Annotated in this window: 24 protein-coding genes and 1 tRNA gene; 14 read left to right on the forward strand and 11 right to left on the reverse strand. The window is 65.3% G+C overall.

All coding sequences use genetic code 11. The features are described from left to right. Window positions 1-177: 177 nt before the first annotated feature. The 4 genes from FVA74_RS00780 (at window position 178) to FVA74_RS00795 (ending at window position 4,390) form a co-directional block, all read left to right on the forward strand. Window positions 178-1,722 carry a SulP family inorganic anion transporter gene (locus FVA74_RS00780; RefSeq protein ID WP_147719888.1) on the forward strand — a complete coding sequence of 515 codons (1,545 nt, stop codon included), beginning with the start codon at window positions 178-180 and terminating at the stop codon, window positions 1,720-1,722. Between the two features lie 201 nt (window positions 1,723-1,923). Beyond that, window positions 1,924-2,982, forward strand: coding sequence for an ACR3 family arsenite efflux transporter (gene arsB / locus FVA74_RS00785; protein WP_147722992.1), 1,059 nt, complete (start codon window positions 1,924-1,926; stop codon window positions 2,980-2,982). Continuing rightward, a complete protein-coding gene (locus FVA74_RS00790) occupies window positions 2,979-3,992 on the forward strand; it encodes a metalloregulator ArsR/SmtB family transcription factor (RefSeq protein WP_147719889.1) in 1,014 nt (337 codons plus the stop codon). Before arsB ends, FVA74_RS00790 begins: the two co-directional genes overlap by 4 nt. Further along, window positions 3,989-4,390 (forward strand): arsenate reductase ArsC, encoded by a 402-nt coding sequence (locus FVA74_RS00795; protein WP_147719890.1) that lies wholly within the window; start codon window positions 3,989-3,991, stop codon window positions 4,388-4,390. Before FVA74_RS00790 ends, FVA74_RS00795 begins: the two co-directional genes overlap by 4 nt. A gap of 119 nt (window positions 4,391-4,509) precedes the next feature. Here FVA74_RS00795 and FVA74_RS00800 read toward each other — a convergent pair. Further along, a tRNA-Gly gene (locus FVA74_RS00800) sits at window positions 4,510-4,583 on the reverse strand. A gap of 47 nt (window positions 4,584-4,630) precedes the next feature. Between FVA74_RS00800 and FVA74_RS00805 the strand changes: the two genes are divergently transcribed. Further along, window positions 4,631-5,158 (forward strand): GNAT family N-acetyltransferase, encoded by a 528-nt coding sequence (locus FVA74_RS00805; RefSeq protein WP_147719891.1) that lies wholly within the window; start codon window positions 4,631-4,633, stop codon window positions 5,156-5,158. A gap of 256 nt (window positions 5,159-5,414) precedes the next feature. Beyond that, on the forward strand, window positions 5,415-6,020 hold the full coding sequence (dcd, locus tag FVA74_RS00810) for a dCTP deaminase (RefSeq protein ID WP_147719892.1): 606 nt from the start codon (window positions 5,415-5,417) through the stop codon (window positions 6,018-6,020). A 7-nt stretch (window positions 6,021-6,027) separates the two neighbouring features. On the opposite strand, the gene FVA74_RS00815 is transcribed toward dcd, so the two are convergent. Further along, the gene (locus FVA74_RS00815) at window positions 6,028-6,675 is read right to left on the reverse strand and encodes a ThuA domain-containing protein (RefSeq protein ID WP_147719893.1); all 648 of its coding nucleotides are present in this window, start codon (window positions 6,673-6,675) and stop codon (window positions 6,028-6,030) included. A 96-nt stretch (window positions 6,676-6,771) separates the two neighbouring features. Further along, window positions 6,772-8,895: an MMPL family transporter gene (locus FVA74_RS00820; protein ID WP_147719894.1), complete on the reverse strand. Its 2,124-nt coding sequence runs from the start codon at window positions 8,893-8,895 to the stop codon at window positions 6,772-6,774. Window positions 8,896-9,018: 123 nt separating this feature from the next. On the opposite strand from FVA74_RS00820, the gene FVA74_RS00825 reads away from it, so the two are divergent. Further along, window positions 9,019-9,516, forward strand: coding sequence for a MarR family winged helix-turn-helix transcriptional regulator (locus FVA74_RS00825; protein ID WP_147719895.1), 498 nt, complete (start codon window positions 9,019-9,021; stop codon window positions 9,514-9,516). Between the two features lie 19 nt (window positions 9,517-9,535). Here FVA74_RS00825 and idi read toward each other — a convergent pair whose 3' ends face one another. Next, window positions 9,536-10,060 carry an isopentenyl-diphosphate Delta-isomerase gene (idi, locus tag FVA74_RS00830; RefSeq protein WP_147719896.1) on the reverse strand — a complete coding sequence of 175 codons (525 nt, stop codon included), beginning with the start codon at window positions 10,058-10,060 and terminating at the stop codon, window positions 9,536-9,538. Here idi and FVA74_RS00835 point away from each other — a divergent pair. Genes FVA74_RS00835 through FVA74_RS00860 form a run of 6 tightly spaced genes read left to right on the forward strand, consistent with a single transcriptional unit; the run spans window position 10,059 to window position 15,183 of the window. Beyond that, entirely contained in the window at window positions 10,059-11,153 is a 1,095-nt protein-coding gene (locus tag FVA74_RS00835) for a polyprenyl synthetase family protein (RefSeq protein WP_147719897.1), read from the forward strand. The two genes, idi and FVA74_RS00835, sit on opposite strands and share 2 nt — an antisense overlap. Next, window positions 11,150-12,031, forward strand: coding sequence for a squalene/phytoene synthase family protein (locus FVA74_RS00840; protein WP_147719898.1), 882 nt, complete (start codon window positions 11,150-11,152; stop codon window positions 12,029-12,031). The genes FVA74_RS00835 and FVA74_RS00840 overlap by 4 nt, the downstream gene beginning before the upstream one ends. Continuing rightward, window positions 12,028-13,584 carry a phytoene desaturase family protein gene (gene crtI / locus FVA74_RS00845; RefSeq protein WP_147719899.1) on the forward strand — a complete coding sequence of 519 codons (1,557 nt, stop codon included), beginning with the start codon at window positions 12,028-12,030 and terminating at the stop codon, window positions 13,582-13,584. The genes FVA74_RS00840 and crtI overlap by 4 nt, the downstream gene beginning before the upstream one ends. Then, window positions 13,584-13,958 (forward strand): lycopene cyclase domain-containing protein, encoded by a 375-nt coding sequence (locus tag FVA74_RS00850; RefSeq protein ID WP_147719900.1) that lies wholly within the window; start codon window positions 13,584-13,586, stop codon window positions 13,956-13,958. Before crtI ends, FVA74_RS00850 begins: the two co-directional genes overlap by 1 nt. Next, a complete protein-coding gene (locus tag FVA74_RS00855; RefSeq protein WP_147719901.1) occupies window positions 13,955-14,320 on the forward strand; it encodes a lycopene cyclase domain-containing protein in 366 nt (121 codons plus the stop codon). Before FVA74_RS00850 ends, FVA74_RS00855 begins: the two co-directional genes overlap by 4 nt. Further along, a complete protein-coding gene (locus tag FVA74_RS00860; RefSeq protein ID WP_147719902.1) occupies window positions 14,317-15,183 on the forward strand; it encodes a prenyltransferase in 867 nt (288 codons plus the stop codon). Before FVA74_RS00855 ends, FVA74_RS00860 begins: the two co-directional genes overlap by 4 nt. Before the next feature lie 161 nt (window positions 15,184-15,344). On the opposite strand, the gene FVA74_RS00865 is transcribed toward FVA74_RS00860, so the two are convergent. From FVA74_RS00865 to FVA74_RS00895, 7 genes are all read right to left on the reverse strand, one after another. Continuing rightward, window positions 15,345-15,761: a MarR family winged helix-turn-helix transcriptional regulator gene (locus FVA74_RS00865; protein ID WP_147719903.1), complete on the reverse strand. Its 417-nt coding sequence runs from the start codon at window positions 15,759-15,761 to the stop codon at window positions 15,345-15,347. A gap of 100 nt (window positions 15,762-15,861) precedes the next feature. Then, window positions 15,862-16,656 carry an isocitrate lyase/phosphoenolpyruvate mutase family protein gene (locus FVA74_RS00870; RefSeq protein WP_147719904.1) on the reverse strand — a complete coding sequence of 265 codons (795 nt, stop codon included), beginning with the start codon at window positions 16,654-16,656 and terminating at the stop codon, window positions 15,862-15,864. A gap of 106 nt (window positions 16,657-16,762) precedes the next feature. Next, window positions 16,763-17,638, reverse strand: coding sequence for an alpha/beta hydrolase (locus tag FVA74_RS00875; protein WP_147719905.1), 876 nt, complete (start codon window positions 17,636-17,638; stop codon window positions 16,763-16,765). Between the two features lie 15 nt (window positions 17,639-17,653). After that, window positions 17,654-19,096, reverse strand: coding sequence for an MFS transporter (locus FVA74_RS00880; protein ID WP_147719906.1), 1,443 nt, complete (start codon window positions 19,094-19,096; stop codon window positions 17,654-17,656). 49 nt (window positions 19,097-19,145) lie between these two features. Beyond that, a complete protein-coding gene (locus tag FVA74_RS00885) occupies window positions 19,146-21,437 on the reverse strand; it encodes a DGQHR domain-containing protein (RefSeq protein ID WP_147719907.1) in 2,292 nt (763 codons plus the stop codon). Next, window positions 21,438-22,298 carry a DNA adenine methylase gene (locus tag FVA74_RS00890; protein WP_370454468.1) on the reverse strand — a complete coding sequence of 287 codons (861 nt, stop codon included), beginning with the start codon at window positions 22,296-22,298 and terminating at the stop codon, window positions 21,438-21,440. A 45-nt stretch (window positions 22,299-22,343) separates the two neighbouring features. Beyond that, on the reverse strand, window positions 22,344-22,814 hold the full coding sequence (locus FVA74_RS00895) for a hypothetical protein (RefSeq protein WP_147719908.1): 471 nt from the start codon (window positions 22,812-22,814) through the stop codon (window positions 22,344-22,346). Window positions 22,815-23,027: 213 nt separating this feature from the next. Here FVA74_RS00895 and dnaK point away from each other — a divergent pair, with 213 nt between their 5' ends. Then, on the forward strand, window positions 23,028-24,884 hold the full coding sequence (gene dnaK, locus FVA74_RS00900) for a molecular chaperone DnaK (RefSeq protein ID WP_147719909.1): 1,857 nt from the start codon (window positions 23,028-23,030) through the stop codon (window positions 24,882-24,884). Window position 24,885: the final 1 nt, after the last annotated feature.

Raw genomic sequence — 24,885 nt, forward strand, 5'->3', positions numbered from 1 at the left:
CACAATTCGCACTCTACCCTCACGTAAGGGTAGGGTTACACGAGTACGGTGTCCGTCGCTCGCCGTTGCCCATCCATTGTCGCCGCTCCCGCGAGCGTCCTGGCCCCGGCATCGAGGCACCCCCATTCACTTCCGCCCACACGGCGCTTTCGCTGCCGTGGCTTCCTGGAGACATCCATGTCACAACCTGAACGACGCGCCGAGCGCGCGGCAACGAAAGCCGCTGAGCGTGCGCGGTACAAGCCAGAGCCCAGCGTATGGACTGCGCTGAAGTCACCGAAACTACTCACGCGAGAGGCGCTCGCCGGTCTTGTCGTCGCTATGGCGCTCATCCCCGAAGCGATTGCCTTTTCGATCATCGCCGGTGTCGATCCGCGGGTCGGGCTCTTCTCCTCGTTCGTAATGGCTGTGACCATTGCTTTTGTCGGTGGTCGTCCGGCGATGATCACAGCCGCTACGGGTGCCGTCGCTCTGGTCATCGCTCCGGTTGCGCGCGATTACGGCATGGATTACTTCATCGCGACGGTTATTCTCGCGGGCGTATTTCAGATCGTGCTGTCGCTGGTCGGCGTTGCAAAGCTCATGCGCTTCATACCGCGTAGCGTCATGGTGGGGTTCGTCAACGCGCTTGCGATCCTCATCTTCACCTCTCAATTCCCGCAGTTGCTTGGCGTGCCGTGGCTCGTCTATCCGCTCGTCGCCGTGGGGATCGTCATCATGGTCCTGATGCCGCGCCTGACGAAGGTCGTCCCCGCGCCGCTCGTGGCGATCGTCCTGCTCACCGTCGCAACCGTCGTGCTGGCGATCAATGTGCCTACCATCGGCGACCAGGGCGACCTCCCTGAGAGCCTCCCCGAACTCTTCTTCCCCAACGTGCCTTTGACGTGGGAGACCTTCGCCATCATTGCGCCATTCGCGCTGGGCATGGCGATGGTCGGCATCCTCGAATCCCTCATGGCTGCCAAGATCGTCGACGAGGTAACCGACACGCACTCAAACAAGACCCGCGAAGGGTGGGGCCAGGGCGTCGCCAACATCGCGTCCGGGTTCTTCGGGGGCATGGGCGGCTGCGCGATGATCGGCCAGACCATGATCAATGTCAAGGCCTCGGGCGCGCGCACCCGCATCTCCACCTTCCTCGCCGGCGTCTTCCTCCTCGTCCTCGTGCTTGGCTTCAGCGACGTGCTTGTCGTCGTGCCCATGGCCGCGCTCGTTGCCGTCATGATCATCGTCTCCGTGCTGACCTTCGACTGGCACAGCATCCGCCTCTCTACGTTGAAGCGGATGCCGAAGAGCGAGACCGCGGTCATGGTCTCGACGGTCATCGTCATCGTTGTGACGCACAACCTGGCGATCGGTGTCATCGTCGGTGTGCTCGTTGCCATGGTCGCGTTCGCCCGGCGGGTCGCGCACTTCGTCTCAGTGACTCGCACGCTTCCCGAGGGCGAAGCCGTGCCGACCGCCCACTACCGCGTGGTCGGGGAACTGTTCTTCGCGTCGAGCAACGACTTGACGACGCAGTTCGAATACACCGATGACCCGGATCGCGTCATCATCGACATGACGGAGTCGCACATCTGGGATGCCTCGACCGTCGCCGCGCTCGACGCCATCGTCACCAAGTACCACGACCGCGGCAAGCGCGTGATCATTGAAGGGCTCAACACGGCGAGCCTCGACATCCACGGGCGCCTCGCCGGCAACCTCGGCGGCGGTCACTGACCCGCGACCGAGCTTGTTCCCGCGCTCAGGTTTGCGAAGCCTATGCACCTGAACCGGCGGGCACCCGGTAACGCACAGCGAGATCTCACTGCTTGCATCCTGATTCGATGGGAGTCAATATAGACGCATGTCGAAGTGCCGGAAGTCGTAAGCGTGAGCACCTCATCCAGCATCGCGCCCGTCGCATCCGCTGCCCGGCGCATGTCGACCCTGGATCGTTGGTTGCCGCTCTGGATCGGCCTCGCGATGGTTGCGGGGCTCGTCCTGGGTCGTTTCGTGCCAGGCGTGTCGGACATTCTCGCTGGGCTCGAAGTCGGTGGGATATCCGTGCCCATTGGCCTCGGGCTGCTGGTGATGATGTACCCAGTGTTGGCGAAGGTCCGCTACGACAAAGTCGCTGCGGTCACGGGAGACAAGAAGCTTCTTGTCTCCTCTCTCGTGTTGAACTGGGTCGCCGGGCCGGCGCTGATGTTCGCGCTCGCGTGGGTCTTGCTGCCCGACCTGCCTGAGTACCGCACAGGGCTGATCATCGTCGGGCTCGCGCGGTGCATTGCCATGGTTGTCATCTGGAACGACCTCGCCTGTGGCGACCGTGAAGCTGCCGCGGTGCTGGTGGCAATCAACTCCGTCTTCCAAGTGCTCGCCTTCTCGGTGCTCGGCTGGTTCTACCTCACCGTGCTGCCCACCTGGCTTGGCCCCGACACCCAGGGATTGGAGATCTCGATAACGGAGATCGCGCTCAACGTGCTGATCTTCCTCGGCGTACCCCTCGTCGCCGGATTCGCCTCCCGGTTCATCGGTGAGCGCCGCAAGGGACGCGACTGGTACGAGGAGAAGTTCGTGCCGAAGATCGGCCCCTGGGCGCTCTATGGCCTGCTGTTCACGATCGTGCTGCTCTTCGCCCTGCAGGGTGAGCAGGTCACGTCGAAGCCATGGGACGTCGCGCGCATCGCCCTCCCGCTGCTCGCCTACTTCGCCACCATGTGGTTCGTGGGGTTGCTCGCCGGAAAAGCCTTGGGCCTCGGCTACGCCCGCTCGTCTACCCTGGCCTTCACCGCAGCGGGCAACAACTTCGAGCTGGCCATCGCCGTCGCCATCGGAACATTCGGGGCGACATCCGGCCAGGCACTCGCCGGCGTCGTCGGCCCCCTGATCGAGGTTCCTGTGCTCGTGGGGCTCGTCTATGTGTCGCTTTGGCTCGCCCGCAAGTGGTTCAACACCGACCCGTACGCCCTGACCGAGACAGAGGTCCGAACATGAGCATCGACACTGCGGAGGCCTGCGCCCCGACCGTCACCCACGCCATTGGCGCGTCAGTGGCGGCCGCCCTGGCTTCGACACTCAAAGCACTCTCCGACCCCATTCGCTTGCGGATGCTTTCGGCGATCGCGACGGATGCCCGCGGGGAGTCATGCGTCTGCGATCTGGCAGAACTCGCCGACGTGTCCCAACCGACGATCTCCCACCACCTCAAGGTGTTGAAGGACGTCGGTGTGCTGTCCTCCGAGCGGCGCGGAACCTGGGTCTGGTACCGCATCACCCCGGAGCTGCGCCCGGCAGTCACGTCTCTGCTGGAATCCTTTGCTCCCGCCGCAGTGAACCCGGGGCGCCGAGCGGAGTACAGCGGACTCGACGATGTTGACGAAGCGCTCACTCACCTCGCCGCGGCCCTTATTGACCGCTTCCCCACCCTTAGTCCTGAGCTCGTCACCGCCGTCGTGCGGGAGTCCTACGCTGCCCTGGCACGCTCCGCGCGGATTGCCACCCACCTGGTCTCCCTCACGAAACGCTTCGCCACCCAACGACTGACCGACATCACGCGCGATCGCGACAACGGCGTTCCGCAGGTACTCTTCGTCTGCGTCGCCAACGCCGGACGTTCCCAGCTCGCAGCGGCCCTCCTCAACCAGCTCTCCGATGGCAAGGTCATCGCCAGGTCCGCCGGATCCGCGCCAGCATCCGAAATACACCCCAGCGTGCAGCCCCTGCTGGCAGAGATTACAACTATCAGCGATGACGATGAGCCGCGGTTCCCCAAGCCGCTGACCGATGACGCGGTCCGTGCGGCCGATGTAGTCATCACGATGGGGTGCGGCGACGTCTGTCCCATCATCCCGGGCGTCCGCTACGAGGACTGGGCTGTGGGTGACCCAGCGCTGGCTTCGCCCGACGGTGTCGCGGCCATCCGCGACGAGATCTCCGGCCGCGTCCAAAACCTTCTCGACACCCTGCTCACTACCTCACCCTCTGAATCAGGAGTACCTACATGATCTCTGCCAAGCCCTCCGTCCTCTTTGTCTGCGTGCACAACGCGGGCCGCTCGCAGATGGCTGCTGGCTTTCTCCGCCACCTCGGCGGCGATCGTATCGAGGTGCGGTCCGCGGGCTCCATGCCCGCCGACCAGATCAACCCGACCGCGGTCGAGGCGATGGCAGAGCTCGGCATCGACATCGCCGGCGAGCAGCCCAAGGTGCTAACGACCGATGCGGTGCAGGAGTCGGATGTCGTCATCACGATGGGCTGCGGCGACGTCTGCCCGATCTTCCCCGGCAAGCGCTACGAGGACTGGGAGCTCGATGACCCCGCCGGCCAAGGCATCGAGTCGGTGCGCCCGATCCGCGATGACATCCGCAATCGAATCGAGCAGCTCGTGAGCGAACTGGTCTAACTCACGCCCGATCACCAAGCAAACCGGGGCGCACCGAGCAAAAGTAACCGTCGCAATTGCGGACGCCGAATCTCGTCTCAGGATTGCTGATCATCCAACAATGACTGATTACCGACAAATGGAGCGGATGACGGGAATCGAACCCGCGCTATCAGCTTGGGAAGCTGAAGTTCTACCATTGAACTACATCCGCATATCCGGCGAACCGGACGCTCCCATACTAGCGAGTACCCTCGGATCGTGAACGACCTGCTCTTCAGATCCGCGACCGACGCCGACATTCCCGCGATCGTGGAGCTCGTGACATCCGCCTATCGCGGTGACGCGAGTCGCGAGGGCTGGACCACCGAGGCCGACCTGCTCGAGGGGCAGCGCATCGACCCCGAGGTGCTCGCGGAGGACATCGCGCGGCCCAACAGTGTCGTGCTCTTGGCGGAGCGGGACGGCGCCCTCGTCGGCTGTGCCCACATCACGCGTGCGGGCGAGCGGGCGGCCTACTTCGGCATGTTTGCCGTGCGACCAGACGGCCAGGGCGGGGGTCTCGGCAAGCGGATCCTCGCCGAGGCGGAGCGTCGAGCGACGGAACTGTGGGGCGCCGCGGCGATGGAGATGACCGTCATCGAGCAGCGCCCCGACCTCATCGCCTTCTACGAGCGACGCGGCTACGGCCGCACGGGCGAGTTTCGCGAGTTCCCTTACGGTGACGAACGCTTCGGCATCCCGCTTCGCGACGACCTGCGGATGCTCGTGCTCGCCAAACCCCTCTGAGCAACGCCTTTTCGCGGTCGGGTCGGGGCGACCGCTACAGTTTCCGCCTCCTGCGCCAGAAGTCTCTGGCGCGCGTAGCCAAAACCTGCAGCCCGCGCAGCCGGTGAGGCCCGCGCCGCCCACGCACCCACGCGGCCCGCTCACTTTTCGGCGGGATGCTCGAGCCGCAGTATGAGCGGAGTGCCGAAATCTGAGCGCGGCGGCGAGGGCGTCCCGCGACCGCGGGCCCGGGCATCCGTCCAGTAGTCTCGGTTCCATGCTGCTCTCCGACCGCGACATCAACGCTGAACTCGCCTCGGGCCGCATCGGCCTCAGGCCCACCGAACCCGAGATGGTGCAGCCCTCGAGTGTCGACGTGCGGCTCGACCGCTTCTTCCGCCTCTTCGACAACCACAAGTACCCCTACATCGACCCCGCCGAGGACCAGCCCGAGCTGACCCGCCTGCTCGAGGTCGACCCCGAGAAGCCCTTCATCCTGCACCCGGGCGAGTTCGTGCTCGGTTCCACGTATGAGCAGGTGACGCTCCCCGACGACATCGCGGCCCGGCTCGAGGGCAAGAGCTCGCTCGGCCGACTCGGCCTCCTCACGCACTCCACCGCCGGCTTCGTCGACCCCGGCTTCTCGGGTCACGTCACCCTCGAGCTGAGCAACGTCGCGACCCTGCCGATCAAGCTCTGGCCGGGCATGAAGATCGGGCAGCTCTGCTTCTTCAAACTCACGTCGCCCGCCGAGCGCCCCTACGGCTCGGGCGCCACGTTCTCCCGCTACCTGGGCCAGCGTGGCCCGACGGCGAGCCGCTCGCACCTGAACTTCCACCGAACGGATGTCTCGGCATCCGACCTCGGACGCGTCGGCGGCTGACCTCCCGCTAGGCCCGCGCGGCCCACAGCGCGAGCCGCGTCATGAGCTCGCGCCGCCCCGCCGACTCATAGGACTTCTCGTCGTGCCCGAGCGTGTCGACCGCGGCACGTGACGCGCCCACCTCGCGCACCCACGCGGTCGGCGCCGTCTCGCCCTCGTGGTGGTGCTCGGCAACCGTGTGTCGAGGCCCGAGTTCTTCGAGCGCCAGGTAGCGCTCGTCGAACACGTCGAAGTCGTTGATCGGGGTGCCGTCGGGCAGGGCCAGCCCCGTCACGTGGGCGGTGTCGATCGGCGGATGCCACGAGACATCCTGCACCCACCTTCCGCCGACCGTGCTCGCCCACTCGGGGTAGTCGGGCAGCGACGAGAGCGCGCAGTGCACCGCGAGGATGCCGATGCCCCGCTCAAGCGCTGAGGCGAAGCCGTCGATGGACTGCTGCGGCGTCGTCCCCGGTCCGGACTTGGATGGCCCACCCGCGTTGAGTACGAGCAGGTCGACGCCGTCGAGCCGGGCCATCGCGGCATCCACGTCGTCGTCGGTCTCGACGCTGAACCCGGCGGCCGTCAGTACCTCGGCGATCAGGGGCGAGGTGCGGGGGAACGGATGCCACGGGTCGGCGTAGCGACCGGAACCGGATGCGATGAGCGCCTTCATGTCACCATCCTGCGCGGGCTGAGCAGCGAGTGCCAGCCCGAAGTTGCCGAGCGCCAGCCGTTCCCTCCGCGGGCCTACCCAACCCGCGCTGCTGCGCTAGCTGCGCGCCTCGACGCGCTCCTCGGCCTCGGCGATCGCTTCGGCCGGGTCCTCGACGGGTGCCGACTCGGCCGCGCTGTGCTGGCGCATCCGCCCGTGGCGCGGCCACCAGAACCAGTCACCCAGCATGAAGGCGAAGGCGGGCACGATGACGGTGCGCACGAGGAGGGTGTCGATGAGCACGCCGACGCAGACGATGATGCCGATCTGGGTGAGCGTGATGAGCGGCAGCACGCCGAGCACGGCGAAGACGGCGGCGAGCAGGATGCCCGCGCTCGTGATCACCCCGCCCGTCGCGGAGAGCGCCCGAACCATGCCGCGGCGAGTGCCGAGCTTCTCGGCCTCCTCCTTGGCCCGTGTGACGAGGAAGATGTTGTAGTCGACCCCGAGTGCGACGAGGAACAGGAAGCTGAAGAGCAGCACCGAGGTGTCGAGTGCGGGGAAGTCGAAGACTGACTGGAAGAGCAGCCACGATGCCCCGACGCTCGCGAAGAACGAGCCGACGACCGTCAAAAGCAGGATGATCGGGGCGAGCAGCGAGCGCAGCAGCAGCACGAGCACGACGAACACCACGACGAGGATGAGCGGGATGACGAGCATCTCGTCACGCTCCTGTGCCGCCGCCTGGTCGAGGCTCTCGGCATCGATTCCGCCGACGAGCGCATCCGCGCCCTCCACGGAGTCGAGCTCGGCGCGGAGCTCCTCGACGAGCGCAAAGGCCTCCTCGGTCTCGGCGGCGACATTGAACTGCACGTTGATTTCGGCGATCTCGTCGTTGGAGTCGACGATGCGGGCGCTGTCGACGCCGTCGATCTCGAGTGCTGCCTCGACGACCTGCTCCGCGGCATCCGCGTTGGCGATCACGATCGCGGGGGAACCGCTGCCCGCCGAGAAGGCGTCGGCGATGATCTCCTGGCCGACGACGGCCTCAGGGGTCGACGTGAAGCGCTCGGTCTGGGCGAGCCCGACCTTGACGCCGGGCACGGCCGTCGCGAGGCCGGCGAGGATCGCGATTCCGACGATGGCAACGATCGCGGGGCGCTTGGAGACGAGCGTGCCGAGGCGGAACCAGAATCCGCGCGCGAGACGGTCTTCGGAGGTGACCTTGGGCACGTAGGGCCAGAAGAGCTTGCGGTTGAAGAGCACGAGCGCGGCCGGAAGCACGAAGAGTGCGAACGCCATGGCGACGAGGATGCCGGCCGCGCAGGCGATGCCGAGGGCGCGGTTGCCGGTCAGTTCGGCGAAGAGCAGCGTCGCAAGGCTGAGGGCAACCGTTCCGCCCGAGGCGATGATGGCGGGTCCTGCGCCCTTGAGTGCGACGTTCATGGCTTCGCGCCGGTCTTCGTGGCTGCGCAGCTCGTCTCGATAGCGGGCGATGAGCAGGAGGGCGTAGTTGGTGCCTGCACCGAAGACGAGCACTGACAGGATGCCCGTGATCGAGGCATCCAGTTCGACCTCGAAGGCGGAGGCCACCATGTTGGCGATGACGGCCGCGACCGTGTCGGCGAGTCCGACGACCGCGAGGGGCACGAGCCAGAGCCAGGGGCTGCGGTAGGTGACGATCAGCAGGATGGCGACGACGATGACGGTCGTGCCGAGGAGCGTGAAGTTTGCGCCGGCGAAGACGCCCGCGAGGTCGACTGCGAAGCCTTCGCCGCCCGTCATGTAGGCGACGAGGCCGTCAGGCAGGCCGTCGTTGGCTGTCGAGCGGATGTCTGCGGCCCGGTCGGCACGCTCCTCGACGTTGTCGATCACGTCGAGGGGAATGGGGAGGAGTGCCGCGGTGCCGTCTTCGGAGGCGGTTGCGGGCGGGAGGAACTCGCTTGAGGAGAACTCGATGAGTTCCTGCGAGCGCTCCATGATGGCGGCCATGTCGTCGTCGGTGAGCTCGTCGCCGTCGCGCGTGAACACGATGAGTGCGGAGCTCTCGTCGGCGCCGGGCAGGTCTTCCTGCAGCGCGGCCACCTTGGCCGATTCGGCGCTCTCGGGCAGGCCGTTCGCCGGCGCCCCGCCCTCGCTCTTGGCGCCGAACGCGAGCAGCGCGGCGCTCGCGAGTGCGGCGACGACGAGCACGATCCATGACGTGCGCGCCGACGTGATGAAGTGCCTGAGTGCCTTCATGGCCTCTTCCCTTGTTCTCTGTGGTCGCGTGATCGGCCTGCGTCATCGGATGCCGAGTGAAACTATATACCTAAACGCTTAGATTGCTAGATTATCTAGCAATCTAGAAGATAAGATACCTGTATGAACGCGAGACCCGATTTTGGCTCGGTGCACGAAAGCACACACCTCCTGCGGGAGGTGATCCAGCTCAGTGACGTCTTCGAGAGCTCGCTCGCGCGTGAACTCACGGTCAACAAGACCGACCTCGAAGCGATGGAACACCTCATCCAGCACGGGCCGACCAGTCCGACAGAGCTCGCGCGCGTGCTCGGCATCAGCACCGCGGCAGCCACAGTCGTCGTCGATCGCCTGAGCCGCGTCGGCCACGTCACGCGACAGCCGCACCCCACCGACCGGCGTGCCGTGAGCGTTGTGCCAGCCGATGCCTCAATCGCACGCGCCTTCCAGCACCTCATGCCGATGATCATGGGAATCGACGGGGTCATCCGCGACTACACGCCAGAGCAGCAAGACGTCATCACGGACTATCTCAGGAAGGTCGTGCACGTTTACCGTGGAAGCATTCCGTCGAGCACCGGCTCGAACGGCGTTCCAGGCGAGAGGAGCCCGGATGCGTGACACCGTCGACAGGCACGCGTCAGGCGCCGGGCCACTGCTCCACCTGCATCACGAGCCACGGGCTGAACGCGAAGGGCGTCGCCCGCACCGAGGCGACGAGCGCCTCGGGGCTCACCCACGCGTACTCGGCGATCTCGTCGCCGGCCGGGTCGAGCCCGCCCACGATCTTCGCGCGGTAGACGGGGCACACCTCGTTCTCCACAACTCCGGATGCATCGACCGCCCGGTAGCGAAAGTCGGGCAGCACGGGCTCGACGTCGACCACGCTTGCTCCGAGTTCACGGCCCGCGCGCCGCAGGATGGCCTCCTCGAAGCCCTCCTCGGGCCCGGGATGTCCGCAGAAGCTGTTTGTCCACACGCCCGGCCACGTCGCCTTGCCGAGCGCCCGTCGCGTGACAAGCACCTCGCCGGCGTCGTTGTAGAGGTGGCAGGAGAACGCGAGGTGCAGCGGCGTCTCGCTCGTGTGCACGGTCGCCTTCTCCGCAGTGCCAACGCGCGTGCCGTCGTCAGTGAGCAGCACGACCAGTTCGGGGGAGGCGTCCATGCTGCGTAGTCTGCCCCATCCCGATGAGCAGGCGCTCGGAGGTGCCGGCCGCTATCGCGCCGTGATCGACGCACTCGAGGAGTTCTTCAACACCTCGGGTGGCCGCGCTGCCGCGTACGGCCCCCAGTACGTGGAGTTGTGGCGGGAACTCCGCCGCAACACGACGGGCGGCAAGCTGTTCCGGCCGCGAATGGTCATCGCCGCATTCGACGGCTTCGGTGGCCCGAACGATGACGCCGCCGGTGCAGTGCCGTGGGTCGGTGCCGCGTTTGAGCTCCTGCACACCGCCTTGATCGTGCACGACGACGTCATCGATCGCGACTTCGTGCGTCGTGGCAAGCCCAACATCTCGGGTACCTACCGTGACAGGGCCCGTGCCGCGGGTGTCTCACAGCAGGATGCCGAGCATCGTGGCCTGAGCGCTGCGGTCGTCGCAGGCGACCTCGCCCTCTTCTACGCCCACCGGCTCGTCGATCGCAGCGGTGTCGACGAGGTGCGGCGCGGTCGACTCCTCGACCTCATGGACGAGGCGCTCTTCGCGAGCGCGGCGGGCGAGCTCCTCGACCTCGACTACTCGGGTGCGATCATCATCCCGACGGTCGACAACATCCTCTCGATGGCACGGCTCAAGACCGCGGTCTACTCCTTCGAGGTGCCACTCAAGGCGGGCGCCGTGCTTGCGGGTGCCCCGGATTCCGTCATCCAGGCGATGGGCGACTTCGGTCGCGAGGTCGGCACGGCCTATCAGATCGTCGACGACCTCCTCGGGGTATTCGGCGACACCGAGGAGACCGGCAAGTCGAACACGAGCGACCTCCGCGAGGGAAAGCGAACGGTGCTCGTCGCCCACGCCGCGGCGACGGCGGCGTGGGCCGAAATGGCGCCACTGTTCGGTTCCGCCGCCCTGTCGGAGGCGGATGCGCAGGCACTGCGTGCCAAGCTTGAGCAGAGCGGTGCCCGCGCCTATGCGGAGGACCTCCTCGTCCAGCACGTCGACCGTGCCAGGGCGGTGCTGGGCCGCCCCGAAGTGCCGGATTCCTTGCGTCGTGAGCTGGAGCCCGTCATCGCCATCGTCCTGAGGAGGGGCCGTTGACCAACACCTCCCTTCAGCGCCTCGACATCTACACGCGGGTCTGCGAGCGGGCCGCGGCCCTCGTCATCCGTGAGTACTCGACCTCATTCGGCGCGGCATCCCGCCTGCTCGAGGCCGGCGTGCGGCGTCACGTCGCCAACATCTACGCGCTCGTGCGGGTCGCGGATGAAGTCGTCGACGGGGCATCCGATGACGCGGGGCTGACCCCGGAGCAGGCCGCCGTCGCGCTCGACGAACTGGAGGCCCAGACCGACCTGGCGCTCGAACGTGGCTACTGCACCAATCCCATCGTGCACGCCTTCGCCCGCACAGCCCGCGAGGTCGGCTTCGGGCGGGAGCTCACGGCGCCCTTCTTCGCCTCCATGCGCGCCGACCTCGAGCAGGCCGTGCATGATCCCGAAAGCTTCACACGCTATGTCTACGGCTCGGCCGAGGTCATCGGGCTCATGTGCCTGCGGGCATTCCTCCTCGGTCATCAGCGCAGCGATGAGCAGATGCTCGAACTGCAGGCGGGTGCCCGCGCGCTCGGTGCCGCATTCCAGAAGGTCAACTTCCTCCGCGACCTCGCCGACGACTACCAGGCGCTCGGCCGCAGCTACTTTCCCGACGTGGATGTCGAGACGTTCAGCGAGGAGGACAAGGCGCGCATCCTCGATGACATCGACTCCGACCTGCGAGTGTCACGTGCTGCACTCCCGCTGCTGCCACCCGGCAGTCGCAAGGCGGTGTGCCTTGCCCAGTCGCTTTTCGCCGAGCTCGCCCGGCGACTGCGGGCGACCCCCGCCCGCGACATCCTGGCCTCCCGCCTGAGCGTGCCGACCCCGGTCAAGGTGCGGCTGGCCGCGGCCGCTGCAGCGGGACGGATGCCTCGCGCATGAGTTCCTCGCCCCGACCGCAGCGCGTCATCGTCATCGGAGGCGGCATCACCGGGCTCGCGACCGCCGGCCTCCTCGCGCGGGAGGGCCACTCGGTGACCCTGCTCGAGAAGCAGCCCGCGGTCGGCGGCCGCGCCGGCCTGCTCGAGGTCGACGGCTTCCGTTTCGACACGGGCCCCTCCTGGTACCTCATGCCAGAGGTCTTCGACCACTTTTTCGCGCTCATGGGCACGTCGGCGGCCGAGCAGCTCGAACTCGTCAAGCTGGACCCCGGCTACCGGGTCTTCTTCGAAGACGTCGAGGAGCCCATCGCGATCACCTCCTCGCGCTCGGCCAACATCGAGCTGTTCGACTCGATCGAGCCGGGGGCGGGGCGGCGCCTCGCCCGCTACCTCGACTCGGCCGCCGACACCTACGAGATGGCCAAACGGCGCTTCCTCTACTCGACCTTCGAGTCGTTCCGGCCCCTCCTCGCGCCAGACGTGCTGCTCCGCCTGCCGAAGCTGGCACGACTGCTGCTGCGCTCGCTCGACTCGCACGCGGCATCCGTCACCAGCGACCCGCGCCTGCAGCAGATCCTCGGCTACCCGGCAGTCTTCCTCGGTTCCTCACCCTTCGATACGCCGAGCATGTACCACCTCATGAGCCACCTCGACATGACCGACGGCGTCTACTACCCGCGCGGCGGATTCACGAAGGTGATCGAGCGCATTGCGGCCGTCGCAGCGGATGCCGGTGCCGAGATCCGCACCTCGGCGCCCGTGGCGCGCATCCTCACCTCGCGTGGCGTCGCGATCGGCGTCGAACTCGAGAACGGTGAGGTGCTCGACGCCGACCTAGTCGTCTCGACCGCCGACCTGCACCACTCCGAGACGGAGCTCCTGCCACGAGAGCTGCAGACCTACCCGGCCGAGTACTGGGAGAAGCGTGTCGCCGGCCCAGGCGCCATGCTGCTCTACCTCGGCGTCGAGGGCGAGCTGCCGCAGCTCGAGCACCACACGCTGCTCTTCGCGCGCGACTGGCGCGAGAACTTCGACTCGATCTTCGGTTCGCCGACGAGCATCCCAGAGGTGCCGAGCCTCTACGTCTGCAAGCCGTCTGGTGTGGACCCGGATGTCGCGCCCGCCGGCCACTCGAATGTCTTCGTGCTCGTGCCCATCCCAGCCGACCCGATGTTGACGGAGCTCGACGAACTCGGTGACCGCGTGATCGAGCAGATCGCATCGTGGACGGGCATCCCCGACCTCGCCTCACGCATCGTCGTGCGTCGCACAGTCGGGCCGGCTGACTTCGCTGCCGACCTCAACGTGTGGAAGGGCTCCGCCCTCGGGCCGGCGCACACCCTCAAGCAGAGCGCCTTCTTCCGCGGGGCCAACGTGAGCGAGCACGTGCGCGGGCTCCTCTACGCGGGCAGCTCGAGCATTCCGGGCATAGGGCTGCCGATGTGCCTCATTAGCGCGGAGCTCGTGCTCAAGCGGCTGCGCGGCGACACCTCGACGGAAGCGCTGCCCGAGCCGCCGCGGCGGGTTGAGCCTGTCGAAACCGAGGAGCCCTGATGCACTTCGCCTACCTCGCCGCGCTGCTCGTGTCGCTCTTCTGTATGACGCTCCTCGACCGCCGCTTCACCCTGTTCTTCTGGCGGGATTGGCGCCGCGCCACCGCGGTCATGGCGATCGGTATCGTCTTCTTCGTCATCTGGGACTTCGCGGGCATCAGCCTCGACATCTTCTACCGCGGCAACAGCCCGTGGATGACCGGCATCGAGATCGCCCCCGAGATGCCGATCGAGGAACTCTTCTTCCTCGCGCTGCTCTGCTACGTGACGATGGTCGCGTACGGCGGTGCCGCCGCCCTCCTCAGGGGGTTGAGTAAGCCCGCCAGGGATGTATCGAAACCCTCCGCCGCGTCGAACTCCGGAGCCGCCCGATGACCTACTGGGCGCTCAACGCGGTGTTCCTCGCGGTCGTCGTGCTCGTGGCATCCGCGGCCCTGCTCGCCCGGCGCTCGCCGCAGTGGCGCTCGGTCGGCCTCGCGGCGCTTGCGGTGCTCGCGCTGACGGCGGTCTTCGACAACGTCATGATCGCGGTCGACCTGTTCGGCTACAACGATGACCGCATCTCGGGTGCCTTCCTGGGGCTCGCGCCGCTCGAGGACTTCGCCTACGCGATCGCGGCGGTCGTGCTGCTGCCTTCGTTGTGGGATCTGTTTGATCGGCGCGGCACCCACATGAACGCCGAGCCCGTCGCCGCGCCCGAGCCCGCGGCATCCGACACTGAACGGGGCCGAGCGTGACCGCACTCAAGACGCTCATCCTGTCGTCGCGCCCGCTCAGCTGGATCAACACGGCGTTCCCATTCGCGGCCGCCTACCTGCTGACGACGCGCGAGATCGACGCGGTGCTCATCGTCGGCACGATCTACTTCCTCATCCCCTACAACCTTGCGATGTACGGCATCAACGACGTCTTCGACTACGAGTCAGACCTCGCGAACCCGCGCAAGGGCGGCGTCGAGGGTGCGCTGCTGGCGCCCGAACTGCACCGGCCCACCCTCTGGGCGGCGGCGCTCACGAACATCCCCTTCCTGGTGTTCCTCGTCGTGGTGGGCGGGCCTCTCTCATGGCTTGTGCTCGCGGTCAGTGTGTTCGCTGTCATCGCGTACTCGGCGAAGGGCCTCCGCTTCAAGGAGCGCCCCATCCTCGACTCCATCACTTCCAGCACCCACTTCGTGTCGCCCGCGCTTTACGGGCTTGTGCTCGCTGGGGCGGAGTTCACGCCCGCGCTGTGGCTGATCCTGGCCGCCTTCTTTCTCTGGGGGATGGCGAGCCACGCATTCGGTGCAGTGCAGGACGTGCTCGCCGATCGGGAGGGAGGAATCGCCTCCATCGCGACCGTCTTCGGCGCCCGCGCCACGACCAGGCTCGCCATCTGCCTCTACCTGGCTGCGGGCATCCTGCTGCTGTTCACCGGGTGGCCGGGCGCGCTTGCCGCCGTGCTGGCGCTGCCCTACGTGTGGGCCTGCGCACCCTTCTGGAATGTGACGGATGCCACGGCCGAAACCGCCAACCGTGGCTGGCGCAAGTTCCTCGCGCTCAACTTCGCCTGCGGCTTCCTCGTGACGATGCTGCTCATCCTGTGGTGGAACCTCTCGGCGTAGCATCCGCTGTCGGTGCTCCTGCGCGCTGCACCTGGCCTCACTCGGTTTCCGCTTTCGCTTTCGCGAGCGCTACAGTCTCCGTCTCCCGCTACAGAAATAGCTGTAGCGCCAAGAAAAAGCTGCAGCGCTGGCGTCGAACAGCGCCCCGAGCCGGATCGCGCTTAGTCCGTGTAGCCCAGGTTCCGTGCCATCCGTTCGAGCGAATTCACCGTGGTGAGGTACTCCTCCTCCGTGAAGTCCTTCGCGAGCGAGTTGCGCAGCCCGTCGACGACCTCGCTCAGCCGCGTGAAGGCGATCGTGCCACGCTCGGTGATGGCATACTCGCCGTCAGTGACGGTCACCCACCCGCTCTCGCGCAGCTCGCCGAGGTGCTCGGCCGCCGACTCAGAGCTGCCGGGCTCGACGAAGGGCGCGACGGCGAGGTCGAGCTGCTCGAGCGTGGCACTGCTCGCCGACAGCACGCTCAGGAGCTGCCACTGCCGCCGAGTCACGCCGTGCTCCTCAATGATGGCAGCGAAGCGCTCGTCGATGAGGCGGTCGACGAGCTTCAGCCAGTATCCGATCGGTCTCTCAGCCATGCCGACACCCTAGTCACGAGGCATCCGCCCGACAACGCCTTACATGATTCCGAACCGGATGCGGTTGATCGGACTGACCGTGCGCATCCGGTCCGGAACGCTAGAAGGCGAAGCCGAGTTCCTCCGGGTACGGGCCGAGGCGCGTGAGCTGGGCGGCCGCATCCTGCAGGTGCGCGAGCGTGAGCCCCATGGTGCCGGGACCGAAGCTCACGCGGGCCACGCCGAGTTCAGCGAGGCGCTTGAGCGGCACACCGCCGGGCTTGCCGATGACGGAGATGAGCCCGTTGACCTCGTCGAGGGCGCGCTTGACCATGTCTTCGTCCTTGAGCCCGAGGAAGAAGATGCAGTCGGCGCCCGCCTCGAGGTAGGCGTTGGCTCGTTCGACGGCCTCATCCCAGTCGCCGCCGGGCGCCGCGAGGGTGTCGACGCGTGCATTGATGACGATCGGCATGCCCGAGACCGCCCCGGCGGCACGAGCGGCAGCGACGCGGTCGGCCGCCTCGGCGATGGGGAACTGCGGTGCCTTCTCCGGCCCGACGCTGTCTTCGATATTGAGGCCCGCCGCGCCCAGCTCGATGAGGCGGGAGACATTCTCCTCAACGCCCTTCGCCGTCTTGGAGTAGCCCTTCTCGAAGTCGACCGACACGGGCAGTTCGGTGGCGCCGATGATCGGCTTGACGGCATCGAGCGCCTCGTCGACCGTCATGCCCTCGCCGTCGGGCAGCCCGCGCGCGAAGGAGATCGAGTGGCTCGCCGTCGCGAGGGCCTTCATGCCCGGCACCTCGCTCACGATTCGGGCGGTCACGGCGTCCCAGACGTTGGCAACGACGAGGGGGCTACCGGGAACGTGGAGCGAGCGCAGGAGCTCGGCCTTGACGAAGGTGGGGTTGGTCATGCCCTAAGAGTGGCCCCACTCCGCAGCATCCGCCACCCCTGCCCTTTCCCAACCCTGCCCTCTCACAACCCTGCCCTCTCACAACTCAGGACTGGCCTTGCACAACTCAGGAGTCAGGTGCCGTGACGGCCGAGCCGCCTGGTGACTCCTGAGTTGGGAAAGGGGTGAGGTGTTCGTCGAGGAAGCCCGCGATGAGCGCCATGACGGATGGCGTCTCGAGCGCCGGGTCTTCGTGCCCCGCGCCGCCGACGACGTGGAGGGCGGATGTCGCCCCGAGGCCGACGAGTGCGTCGTGCAGTGCGCGGCTGTGTTCGAGGGGCACGACGGCGTCGCGGTCGCCGTGCAGCAGCAGGTGGGGCGGCGCATCGCGGTGGGCGCGCCAGCGCGGGCTCGCGGCGCGCAGCACGAGGTCACGGTCGTCGGATGCCACGGTCTCGAGTCGGAGGTAGCCGGACGCTGACGGTTCTGGCAGGTTGCGCGCCTCGAAGGGCGACCGAAACGAGCTCATGACGAGGTCGGTCGGCGGGTACCAGGCGACGACGGCCCCAACGCTGCTCGACTGGTCGAGGTGTTCCCCGACGATGCCCTCGAGTTCGGGATCACCATTGCTCAGCGCCGCGAGCGACGCGAGGTGGCCGCCCGCCGACGCCCCACCGAGCCCGATGCGCGAGGGATCGATCCGATACTCGGAGGCGTTTGCCCGCAGCCACCGCACGGCCGCCTTGACGTCGTGCACGGCGGCCGGGTGGAGGGCGTCGCCGCTGAGCCGGTAGCTGGCGCTCGCGACGACGAATCCGCGCGCGACGAGCGGAAGCATCCGCCCCTCCACATCGTCGCGCTTGTCGCCGACCTTCCAGCCTCCCCCGTGCAGGTAGATGAACAGCGGATGCTGCGGGGCACCGTCGTCGGGCACGTACAGGTCGAGCGTGACATCGCGCTGCGGCGTGCTCGCGTAGACGAGGTCGTGCAGTGTCGTCACCATGAGGGCCTCCGGGAACTAGGCGAGGCGCTCGTACTTCGGCAGCCGCACGAAGAGCAGCATCACGAGGCCGATCAGCAGCACGAGGCCAATGCCGAGCACACCATAGATGATGCCGCCGAACGCGGCCAGGAAGAGTGCCCAGGCGAGGGGGGAGAGGAAGCTCGCGACGCGTCCGGTGGTCGCGTAGAGCCCGAAGATCTCGCCCTGCATGCCGGCGGGCGTCACGCGGGTGAGCAGTCCGCGGCTCGCCGCCTGGGCGGGGCCGACGAAGGCGCACAGGATGAGGCCGCAGACCCAGAACACGATCGTGCCGAGGTCGCGGAGGGCGAAGACGGCGACCGTCATGAGCACGAGCCCGGCGAGTGTCGCGACGATGAGCCGCTTCGGCCCGACCACGTCGTCGATGCGTCCGGCGAAGATGGTCGAGACCCCGGCGACCAGGTTGGCGGCGACGCCGAAGATCATGACCTCGATCGTGCTGAAACCAAATCCCTGCGCGGCGAGGATCGCGCCGAAGGCGAACACGCCCGCGAGGCCGTCGCGGTAGACGGCGGCGGACAGCAGGAACCAGAACGTGGAGCGGTTGTGCTTGAAGAGCGTGCGCAGGTCCTTCGCGAGCACGACGTAGGAGCCGAAGAAGGAGGCCTTCTGGGCGTCCTCGTAGGCGGGGGACTCCGGCACGTTCCTGAACAGGGGGATCGCGAAGAGGATCGTCCACACGGCGCACACGACCGCGACGAGCTTGAACGCGAGCGCCTGATCGGTGCCGATGCCGAAGATGAGCGGAATGCAGAGCACGAGCGCGATGATGCCGCCGATGTAGCCGAGACCCCAGCCGAGCCCCGAGATGCGGCCGACGTTTGCGGGCGTCGAGACTTCGGAGAGCATCGCGTTGTAGCTGACGCCGCCGATCTCGCTCACGACGGCGCCGATCGCGACCGCAAGCGCCCCGAACCAGAAGTACTTGGGGTCTGCCTCGACGAAGAAGAGTGAGAACTGGATGAGCGCGATCGCGATCGTCGCCCCGATGAGCCACTTCTTCTTGTTGCCGCGCGCATCCGCCTGCTGGCCCAGCACGGGCGCGAGCACGAGGATCAGGATGCCGGCGGCGAAGTTCGCCCAGCCCCACCATTCGGCGAGGTCGGTGAGGCCGCGGCAGTATTCGGTGCCCATGTTCTCGGCGAGGGCGCAGCTCATCCAGCTTCCGTCGGCCAGCTGCCCGGATGCCGCGACCTCTGGTTCGAGGAACTGGCGCGATGTCAGGTAGAGCGAGACCCAGACGAAGGTGAGGATGACCGTGTTGAAGGGCTGCATGGCCCAGTCCCACATCGCCCACGATCTGACGACCTTCTTGGAGGCGGGCTCTGCGCCAACTCCTCGGCCGATCGGGCCAAGCGCCCGGGTGTTGGCTGCGATCGGGGGTGCTGGAACGGCTTCGCTGCCGTGGTCCTTCGTCATGCGCCCAGGCTAATGGTGGTACGCAAACAATTGGTGTCGCAGACACGGGTTAGTTTTTTCCCGTCCCTCCAAGGTCGAAGTGCAAGTGGAGTGCCTGAAGGAAGCCATACTCCTCCTCACTAACGTTGTCGCCCGTCGGGTGCATCACCTTCTTGCGGATCTCGTTGAGCTTCACGAGCCAAGACGACTTGTCCTTCCAGCTATTCGCCTTCCGGTCGCTGGGCAAGGTGTACTCAGCGTCGTACAACTTGTTCCAAAGAGCCATGTTTCCGTGAAGGACTATGTCTCGGTAGTCGATCAAGTGGAGGCAGTCCCACCAATCGATCTTGGCTTCCGGACCCGCTTCATATTGCTTCTCGGCAAGCAGCGCTTGCGCGCCCTGATATACCTTCTTCGGTACGCCCGAGTTATACCAGCTGGCTCCAAATTCGTCCTCCAGCTTCTGGCGAATATCCCGCTTCAGGAAGCTCTCTATATCGCTCACTAGCTTGTACGACTCGACGTTGAACTCTTTCTCCTGACTCTTCAGATAGTCCGCGAGACCTTCAGGCTCGAACGTCGGAGTCTTTGCAGCCAACGCAGCCTGGAACCTGCGCAAGTACTTGGTAGGGGCGCCGCTTCCCAGCCACGTCCGGAATTCAGCAACTTCATCAGACGTCAGACCTTGTACGTAGGATGTGAAGTCAGCGAGCCAAGGCTTAACTTCTGCGAAAACCCCCGCAACATCGTCATTCCTTGCGCTAACCTGGCCCGCGGCTTCCAGATGATCCACGATGTCTCCGATCAGACGCAGACTCGCTTCGACGCCGGCGTTAGTGAACACAAAGCCCGGCTCCACCCTTCCGAGATTCCACTGCGCGGGCAGCTGATCCCGGAGGAACTCGAAGCACAGTATGAGGAAGTCGGTGAGCGGCTGAATAGTGTCGTCGTTCGACGTGCGGTAGAACGAGCCCAGGCGCTTCGCCCCGGATGGGACAAACTCGCCAATGAAGCGCCCGCGATCGATTCCTCGATTTATTGCGTCGAGGCTGATGCACCGCCGGTCGGTCGCTTGCTCTTCGCCAATGACAATACGTCCGTACATCGGTGACGCCTTGAACTCGCCAAGTGTCTGTGCGATCTTGAGCTTCAGTGCATGAGCTTGCTTCTTCTTGTCTTCGCTCGTCCACAACAGATCGGCATTCAGCGTGTTCTGCAGTGTCTTTGAAACCGATTGCTGGTTCTCATTGATCTGCATGAACAGCTCCCGCTGCTTCTCGGGAGGTAGGTCAATGAACGCGACGACTGGGATCGACTCAGTATCTGCACGCTCTGAATTTGCGAATCCGTATAGGCGGTGCTGTCCGTCGATTATGTATGCGGACCGATACTTTCGCGGGAGATGAAGTATTCCGAGAGTTGTTGCACCGGCCTGCTTGTCGGTCTTTTCAAACCTAAGTCCTCTGTTCCTACCGCCGCTATCGATATTGACGATGAGCGAGTTCGGGAAGAATCCTCCAGACTCCACGAAGTCAGAGACACTCTTCAAGCGAGCCTTCTTGATTATCCGTTGGTAGGTCGGCATCCATCGAACGTTCGCTTTATTGTTGTGCAGCACGTAGGCGATCTTCAGGAGACGCCGGGGCTCGATCGCAAACGAATAGTAGGTGTGTCCCCCGAGCTTCCCTTGGATGGCAGCGACGGTGGAGTCCATAGCCTCTATTTGTTGCCCGCTAAACAAGTTACCTAGCAGCTGGAACTTAGCGGCAGACCCGAGGTGGCTCGCTAACTCTTGGTAGTAGCTGACGGCGTCCTCGTCCAGATAAGTTATGCCGGCACTCTCTATGCGATCAGCGGTGTCTCGGCTCACGGCTATGTTGTTTGTGGCGAAGACAAATTTCACCTTGTGATCAGGAAAGCGCTCGCGAAGGGACCCAATCAGGCCTGCACGGTAGCCCTGAATGCTTTCGATTTCTTGCTTGAAAGTCTCCGTTCGTGGCTGTTCGGAATTGGAAGACTTGCACTCGAACACCAAGACGACTTCATCGTCGGCCGCAAGGACGTCTACTTGTTTGGTTTCATTGGAGTTCTTGCCGTATTTGATGCGAAGAGAGCGCCCAATGCTCATTTGGACGAAGCCGAGCTGCGCGCACATCGCCCAGATGCGGTCCTCGAAGGCCACGTCATGCGGCTTCTGCCGTCGCATCCAAATGTCTCGCTTGAGTGCTTTGTCCAGAACCCAGCCCTTGTCCTCGTACTCGCCCTGGCGGGCGGCGGGGATTTTCTCCCGTATGTATGGGGACAACCTCCGGCCAATCTCTCGGCGGAGGCCGGTTGGACTATAGGTCTCGATCTCGGACATTCATAACTCCCCAAGGTTTGTGAACAGGAACTCCTCGGTACGGCCACGCGAGGCGCTCTTGCCGCCGACTGAATTTCGCCGAGTGACTACGATCTTTCGCCCTAGGGACGAAAACAGAGTGTCTATTGACGAATGCGCGGCATTGGTCAAGGCGAAGTACGCACCCCGCTTCGAGATTTCCGCGATGCGTCCCGCCAGGCGTTCCTGGTCCTCAAACGAGAACAGATGTTGGTTGTATTTGATGAACCCGTTGTTGTTGTGTGCGACTGTGTATGGGGGATCGAGAAAGACCAGGTCGCCGGCGTCCACATCGTCGAGTGCGTCCCCGAAGTCCTTCGATCGAAGGACAGCGCCGGCGAGAACTCTGCTGGCTGTCTGGAGTGCGGGCAGCCCCGGGATCTTGGGTGAAGGACGGGCTCCGAACGGCACGTTATATTCGCCGCGAAGGTTGACGCGGTAAATGCCGTTGTAGGAGGTGTGGTTCAAAAAAATGAAACGGGCGGCACGCGCCGAGGGCTCAATGGGCACTTGGGCGCGAGCGCTGTAGTAGCTTTCGGCCGTGTTTTGGTACTGCGCAATAGCGGACGCAACCTCTTCGGGTGAATCTCGAACTTGTTGATAAACCTCAATGAGGTCACCATTCAAGTCAGATAGGTACGCTGTGCCTTTGGGCGCCAGTGCGAAGAACACCGAGCCACCGCCCACGAAAGGTTCGTGGTAGTTACGGAAGTCATGCTGCCGAGCGAGTCGCAAGAGTTGTGGCACTAGCCATCGTTTCCCGCCAGCCCAGCGAAGAAAAGGCGCGGTAACGGGTACAGGAGCTAGGCCGGGCTCATGTTCCGCCAGAGAATCCTGCAACAACGATGTCGTCCCCCCAGAGTGTCATCGGACTGAATGTCCCGAAGGCTACCATCCGGCGCCCACATCGTCGGCCTTCACCAGCGTCCCGGCTTCCGTGACCTTCGCTGTGGGGATCCCCGCGTTCGCCCAAACCTCGATGATGTCGTCTCGATCGTCCACCGCCAGCAGCGGCCGGTATTGACGCAGAATGGCACGCGCGAAGTCCGCCTTCAGGAGCGCGTCGGATCGATAGTCGCCGCGGGGTCGCATGTAGATGTCGTCAAACGGCACATCGTTCTCTGCTAGCCAGAGGGTTGTATGGAACGACCACCGGTCCTCCCGGCCCGTCACGATGAGAACCCTCATGCTGCGCCGGGAGGCGGCTTTCAATAGCGCGAGGACATGGGGGAAAGGTGGGCAGTTTATGGACGCGTCATGGAATGCCATGAAGTCCCGGGCGGATGCCCCGGCGCCTTCCTCGACAAAGTGCCGAATGCTCCGCACGTCGCAAAGGGTCCCGTCCATGTCGAAGATCACAGCACCAGGCGCCGATGGCTGGAGGATCAACCTATCCAATTGGACGCTCACTACAGAAATATCGCACATCACCAACTGGGTGCACAGGCCTCAGTCCCGGCACGTGAACTTGACAGGACACGGCTCAGGTCTAAAATTGAGTTTGCTCGACTCAACTATTGGGTCGCGCCCCAGACTTTCACTTTCACCATACGCAACATAAGGAGAACACGCATGGCTCGTGCAGTAGGTATCGACCTCGGAACCACCAACTCGGTCGTCGCCGTCCTCGAGGGTGGCGAGCCCACGGTCATCGCCAACGCCGAAGGCTTCCGCACCACCCCCTCGGTCGTCGCCTTCACGAAGGACGGCGAGACGCTCGTCGGCGAGACTGCCAAGCGACAGGCCGTCACCAACGTCGACCGCACAATCGCGTCCGTCAAGCGCCACATGGGCACGAACTGGACGACCGACGTCGACGGCAAGAAGTACACCCCGCAGGAGATCTCGGCCCGCATCCTCGCCAAGCTCAAGCGCGACGCCGAGCAGTACCTGGGCGAGCCGGTGACGGATGCCGTCATCACGGTTCCCGCGTACTTCAACGACTCCGAGCGCCAAGCCACGAAGGACGCTGGCGAGATCGCCGGACTCAACGTGCTCCGCATCATCAACGAGCCCACCGCAGCCGCCCTCGCCTACGGCCTCGACAAGGGCAAGGAAGACGAACTCATCCTCGTCTTCGACCTTGGCGGCGGAACCTTCGACGTCTCCCTCCTCGAGGTGGGTAAGGACGACGACTTCTCAACCATCCAGGTGCGCGCGACCGCCGGTGACAACCGCCTCGGTGGTGACGACTGGGATGCCCGCGTCGTCGACTACCTCATCAAGCGCTTCAAGGACACCACGGGCGTCGACGTCTCGAACGACAAGATCGCCAAGCAGCGTCTCAAGGAGGCCGCTGAGCAGGCGAAGAAGGAGCTCTCGTCGTCGACGAGCGCGAGCATCCAGCTTCCCTACCTCTCGCTGACCGAGAACGGCCCCGCCAACCTCGACGAGACCCTCTCGCGCGCCAAGTTCGAGGAGCTCACGAGCGACCTGCTCGAGCGCACGAAGCGCCCCTTCCACGACGTCATCCGTGAGGCCGGCGTGAGCGTCAACGACATCGCACACGTTGTGCTCGTCGGTGGCTCGACCCGTATGCCTGCCGTCACCGAGCTGGTCAAGCAGCTCACGGGCGGCAAGGAGCCCAACAAGGGCGTCAATCCTGACGAGGTCGTCGCCGTCGGCGCTGCCCTCCAGGCCGGCGTGCTGAAGGGTGAGCGCAAGGACGTGCTGCTCATCGACGTGACCCCCCTGAGCCTCGGCATCGAGACCAAGGGTGGCATCATGACGAAGCTCATCGAGCGCAACACCGCCATCCCGACGAAGCGCAGCGAGACCTTCACGACGGCCGACGACAACCAGCCGTCCGTCGCGATCCAGGTCTTCCAGGGTGAGCGCGAGTTCACGCGCGACAACAAGAACCTCGGCACCTTCGAGCTCACGGGCATCGCCCCGGCGCCCCGAGGCGTGCCGCAGATCGAGGTCACCTTCGACATCGACGCCAACGGCATCGTGCAGGTGCACGCCAAGGACAAGGGCACCGGCAAGGAGCAGTCCATCACCATCACGGGTGGCTCGGCACTCTCCAAGGAGGACATCGAGCGCATGGTCCGCGAGGGCGAGGAGCACGCGGCAGAGGACAAGAAGCGCCGCGAGGCCGCTGAGGTGCGTAATGCCGCCGAGCAGTTCGTCTACTCGACCGAGAAGCTCATCAAGGAGAACGACGAGAAGCTCTCCGAGGGCGTCAAGACCGAGGTCCAGGGCGACATCGACGCACTCAAGACCGCGCTCGCTGGCGAGGACGACGACGCCATCAAGACGGCGCTCGACAAGCTCAACGAGAGCCAGCAGAAGATCGGTGAGGAGATCTACGCCGCCGCGCAAGCCGAAGGCGCCTCCGCGCAGCAGCAGCCGGCCGGCGAGTCGACCAGCGGTGACGACGAGGACATCGTCGACGCTGAGGTCGTGGACGAGGACGACAAGAAGTAAC

The organism is Salinibacterium sp. dk2585 (assembly GCF_008001035.1).
GTDB lineage: Bacteria > Actinomycetota > Actinomycetes > Actinomycetales > Microbacteriaceae > Homoserinimonas.